This window comes from Bacterioplanes sanyensis (genome assembly GCF_014652515.1).
Taxonomy (GTDB): domain Bacteria; phylum Pseudomonadota; class Gammaproteobacteria; order Pseudomonadales; family Oceanobacteraceae; genus Bacterioplanes; species Bacterioplanes sanyensis.
Genome location: NZ_BMYY01000024.1, coordinates 1 through 4,325, shown reverse-complemented (window position 1 = coordinate 4,325; position 4,325 = coordinate 1). Strand labels below are relative to the sequence as shown.

Here is a 4,325-nt window from a genome sequence, read left to right as displayed (position 1 = left end):
CGTTCACCTCGGTTGGTATGAATACTATCTTAACGAGGTGTCCGGGTGAATTAGACCACTACAGAGCGGCCCTCGACGTTGCGTAAGTAATCGAAGCACAGGCCAAAACCCCAGTCGCTTTCTGCATCAGTTAGCTTTATCAGCCGATGGGCGATTTCAGCGTTTTCGTCACTGAGTTTGGGCTGATAGCGGTAACAGGTTTCGCTCACTGCGAATATCCGACAGGCCAGACGAATACTGATTTTCCGCTCAGCGACAGATTGTTGAGCGAGCATGCGCCGCGCCTGGGGCTTCACCACTTTTTTGCCATGGCTTCCTGAATGATCTCGGCCTTGAGGCGCTCCTCGGCGTACATCTTCTTGAGGCGTCGATTTTCTTCCTCAAGCTCCTTCATGCGTGCCATGAGTGAGGCATCCATGCCACCGTATCTGGCTCTCCATTTGTAAAATGTCGCGCTGCTCATGCCGTGTTCACGGCAAAGCTCCGGCACAGGCGTGCCAGCCTCAGCTTGCTTGAGGATCGCCATGATCTGGCTGTCTGTGTAACGTGATTTTTTTATACAGAATCTCCTACGCTTAGGTTACGAGAAAATTCTACTTTTGGCTGCTGTTATTTTTCGGGGGGATTACCATCTCGTTGCGAAGTATTTTGAGCACGTGAAGATCAGCTATGCAGCATGATTGGAGAACTATTTGATTGCTGGATTAATGGTACCCCACTCCTCCAATGAATGGGGTAGCCTTGCCTTCGGGGTGCTAGTTAAGCTTCCCCACCCATAGAACCTGCTCAAAATGCGCAAATCCAGTGGATACCTTCAAACGTCCATCGTTTTGTAGGCGTAAGACGTAAGAACGCTTGTTAGAAGGCTGTCCATTGCTACGCCAAGCGACTTTTCTGGTGTTGTTATCATAGATTTCTAAATGCCCTTGATTGCTTAAGCGTACAAAAGCATTTCTACCAACCATGCCGGTTCCTGATGCTGAATCTGCACTGCCATAATGGTTGTAAACGACTAAATTTCCATCGCTCTGCATCAGCAGTTTAAACTGACCATTTGGAGAGTAAATCGTTGATTTTCTGTTATGGATCAACTTACCAGGGTACTCTAAATAGAAGTCGTCTGTACTCCAAAGTTGCGTACCAGCAGAATCCTGTACGGATAGAACTCCTTGATCACTAACAACCATCTTGTCAGCAGATCCAGTCCCAGTTTTTACGCCAAACGATGATACTAAACGTTTGTTCGAATCATAGAGTTTGATGAGACCATCTGAGTCAAGCTTAGCAGATTTAATCCGCGAGTCCCTTTCACTATACGCAATATCATGTCCATATTTATTATATAGAACAAGCTGTCCAAATGGTTCTAATCTAAAAAAGTATGTTTTGCTCTGTGAATAGATTGACTCTCCGACTTTAATCTCTTGACCCACTTTTACTGAGTATGGGGTATCCAATGAGTTACATTCTCGATTACCTACCAGCTCAATTCGGGATTTGTCAAACTCATCTGTAAACAGTTTTTTGTTAATATCCCTTTGTGTCATGCCGCAAACTTTGACGTCAGGAGTCAAGTAGCCGACATAGTCAAAGTAGACGTCGTCCTTGAACTTGTGGCGGAACTTAATAAAAACCTTGATATTGACGTTGTTTAAGAGGTATCGATACTTTTCAAATTCACGTGTGTCGTTTTTGCTTCTTTTGTGTCCATAAAAAACAGCTGTTGATCCCAGGCCAACGGGTGACCTTAAGCTAGCGCTGTCCATTTCTTTTGCATAAGACATGAATCGCTGGTCAAATGATCCGAACTGGTTATGGCCGACGGTTATTCTCCGCTTCTTTTTAGATAGCTGTTCCGTTGCATATGCAATACTATTTCTACTTTCCACTGCCTCTGTTGAATGGAGAAGGCGCTTTGAAGTATGGTTGTAATTACGAGCTGATACAAACCCTCGATCATACATGGATATCTCCATGTCAAACTCTGGCTGTATGGCAACTGTCTCTATAGTCAGCTCATTTCTAAGAGCTGGATTTAGGTTGATTAAATCCTTAATGTCTTCTAAAAAATAGCCTGAGTACTCGTGTTTGCTTCCCTCTTCATTGGGTCGTATAACGAAGCTGGGTTGAGACTTGAAGTTGAATACCCCCATATTTCCGTCAAGGTTTAGATCCTCAGTGTCAGGCCCCTTAAGCCCTTGATTGTACTGCTGAGAACCATGCACTGCCACGTTCAGGTGCTTCAATGCTGACGTTGTATCTGTAACGTTCCCATTTAGATTAATGTCAAGATCAATGTATTGATGGTGTACCGAATCCTTTGAACCCATAAGGCCTCCAACCACTCTGAATGCGGCTTCTGCAGCTCCAATACCTCCAATAAGGTTTGAGTTTTCTGACATCCAGGAAGATAGATCGCCAAGATCCCAGCCGATGCTCATTAATATGTCATTGTTCGAGTTTATAAGATCTTTTGATGCACCAGCAATGTCCTTATGTAAGTCTTTACCTCCGTCGAATGCATCCTTGATTGTATCTCTATCATCATAAATGCCTTTGACAATAGAAAAACCTGATGCTGATCGTCCTTTAGTGATATCGGATAGCCTCCCTTTAATCTCACCGGATAGTGATATATCCTGAGAATTGTTGGCGTATATTCCAATACGAAATGCTAGGTTGTCTGCTAGATTTTCGCCAGGATAAGTTACATAGTAGTCTGCAACAGCCCATACGTTTTTTTCACTGCTTGGAATATGATAAGTAATTTCTTGAGTACTATCATTTAACTCCTCCAGAGACCGAGCTGGATTTTCTGAATTGATCAGTAAGGCCGACTCATCGTTGGGATTGTTATATCGTACTATGTTAAGAACAATATCCAGTGAGTCTTTGTTCTCAGTAGACGTGTTATGTTCTCTAGGTATCCATATAAAGAAACGCAGTAGTCCAGTATATTTGTTGTATAATGCAAAGTATGGGACATAAGGAGACTTGAATGGATTTTCACATGCAGAGTTACTATCATGGATGTCCTGACAGGTTAATCTTTTTGCGTACAATAACCAGCCATCTTCAGGGCAGTGAAAGTGCTTTAATGTAGCGCCAATGTAGTTGCCTTCGTAGAAGGGGTAGAAAGATGAGGAATCAGCAAAAGCCGACTCTTTTGTCCAGTCCCAATCATTTGGCATGTTGCACTGGCTGGCAAAAGCAAAATTTATTGCCCCGATTGATAGCAGTGCTAGTAGAAATCTATATTTCATTCTCTTCCTCTGATTTAAGTGATATACGACTACCGTTTTAGATTATAAAACTATAACTCTTCTTTGTATATGGTTCTTCGTAAAACTCTGTGTAGTGGTCTAATTCACCCGGACATCTCGTTAAGATAGTATTCATACAAACCGAGGTGAACAATGACAACAGAGAAAAAACGGCGCAAGTTTGCGCCTGAGTTCAAGAAAGACGCAGTAGCTTTGATTACCGAGCAAGGCTACTCCTTTGCCAAAGCAGCCCTGGCGGTTGATACCAGTGAGAACAACCTTCGACGCTGGAAAAAGAACTGGAACTCGAAGGGTAATCTCCCCATTTTTAACTGACGCTAAAAGTAGAAGTTAGGCTGCCATCAAAAATGGCTTGCCTCCATTGGCCTTGTGCGGCCGATTGTGATTGTAAAACCACAGCCAGTTCGTTGCATACTCCTGAACTTCCTCAATTGATTCAAACAGGTGCTTGCTGACCCAGCTGTACCGCATTGTACGGTTATGACGCTCGATATAGGCATTTTGCTGAGGCTTTCCAGGTTGAATGTATTCAATTCGAATACTATGCAGTCTGGCCCACTTAACAAACTCGGTACTGATAAACTCCGGCCCATTGTCACAGCGTATTGCAGTGGGCTTAGGCCGCCATTCCAGTAGCTGATTCAGTGCTCGAATAACCCTGGGGGCTGGCAACGAAAAATCCGCTTCGGTGCACAGTGCTTCACGCCGATAGTCGTCGATGACGTTCAATAGCCGATAGTGGCGACCATCAGCCAGTTGGTCATGCATAAAATCCATCGACCAAACCTGGTTGGGTTTGATGGGCTCCTTCAACGGCTCGGGGGCCTGCCTTTTTAAACGGCGCCGACGTCGAATACGTAGATTCAGTGCTTGCTCACAATAGATCCGATAAACACGCTTGTGGTTCCAGGAGCGGCCCTCGACGTTGCGTAAGTAATCGAAGCACAGGCCAAAACCCCAGTCGCCTTCTGCATCAGTTAGGGCACCTCTGAAAAATACCCCAAAATAGGCGATAATCCATCTTCCAGTTAGCAAGGGCAG

Annotated in this window: 3 protein-coding genes and 1 pseudogene; 1 reads left to right on the top strand and 3 read right to left on the bottom strand. The window is 44.4% G+C overall.

What is annotated here, in order from left to right:
• Positions 1-68: 68 nt before the first annotated feature.
• Together IE090_RS17650 and IE090_RS17645 are read right to left on the bottom strand one after the other, a co-directional pair.
• Positions 69-559 (bottom strand): annotated as a pseudogene (locus tag IE090_RS17650) (transposase); the annotation flags it as partial.
• 196 nt (positions 560-755) lie between these two features.
• Positions 756-3,263: a hypothetical protein gene (locus IE090_RS17645; protein ID WP_189390437.1), complete on the bottom strand. Its 2,508-nt coding sequence runs from the start codon at positions 3,261-3,263 to the stop codon at positions 756-758.
• A 153-nt stretch (positions 3,264-3,416) separates the two neighbouring features.
• Here IE090_RS17645 and IE090_RS17640 point away from each other — a divergent pair, with 153 nt between their 5' ends.
• Positions 3,417-3,599, top strand: coding sequence for a transposase (locus IE090_RS17640; protein WP_189390436.1), 183 nt, complete (start codon positions 3,417-3,419; stop codon positions 3,597-3,599).
• 15 nt (positions 3,600-3,614) lie between these two features.
• Here the strand turns inward: IE090_RS17640 and IE090_RS17635 are convergent.
• Positions 3,615-4,325, bottom strand: a 711-nt coding sequence (locus IE090_RS17635) for an IS3 family transposase (RefSeq protein ID WP_229815823.1), incomplete at its 5' end; no start/stop codon positions are given.

Excerpts from the sequence above, each read along its gene's own strand:
- IE090_RS17645 (WP_189390437.1), bottom strand. The coding sequence starts at position 3,263 with ATGAAATATAGATTTCTACTAGCACTGCTATCAATCGGGGCAATAAAT.
- IE090_RS17640 (WP_189390436.1), top strand. The coding sequence starts at position 3,417 with ATGACAACAGAGAAAAAACGGCGCAAGTTTGCGCCTGAGTTCAAGAAA.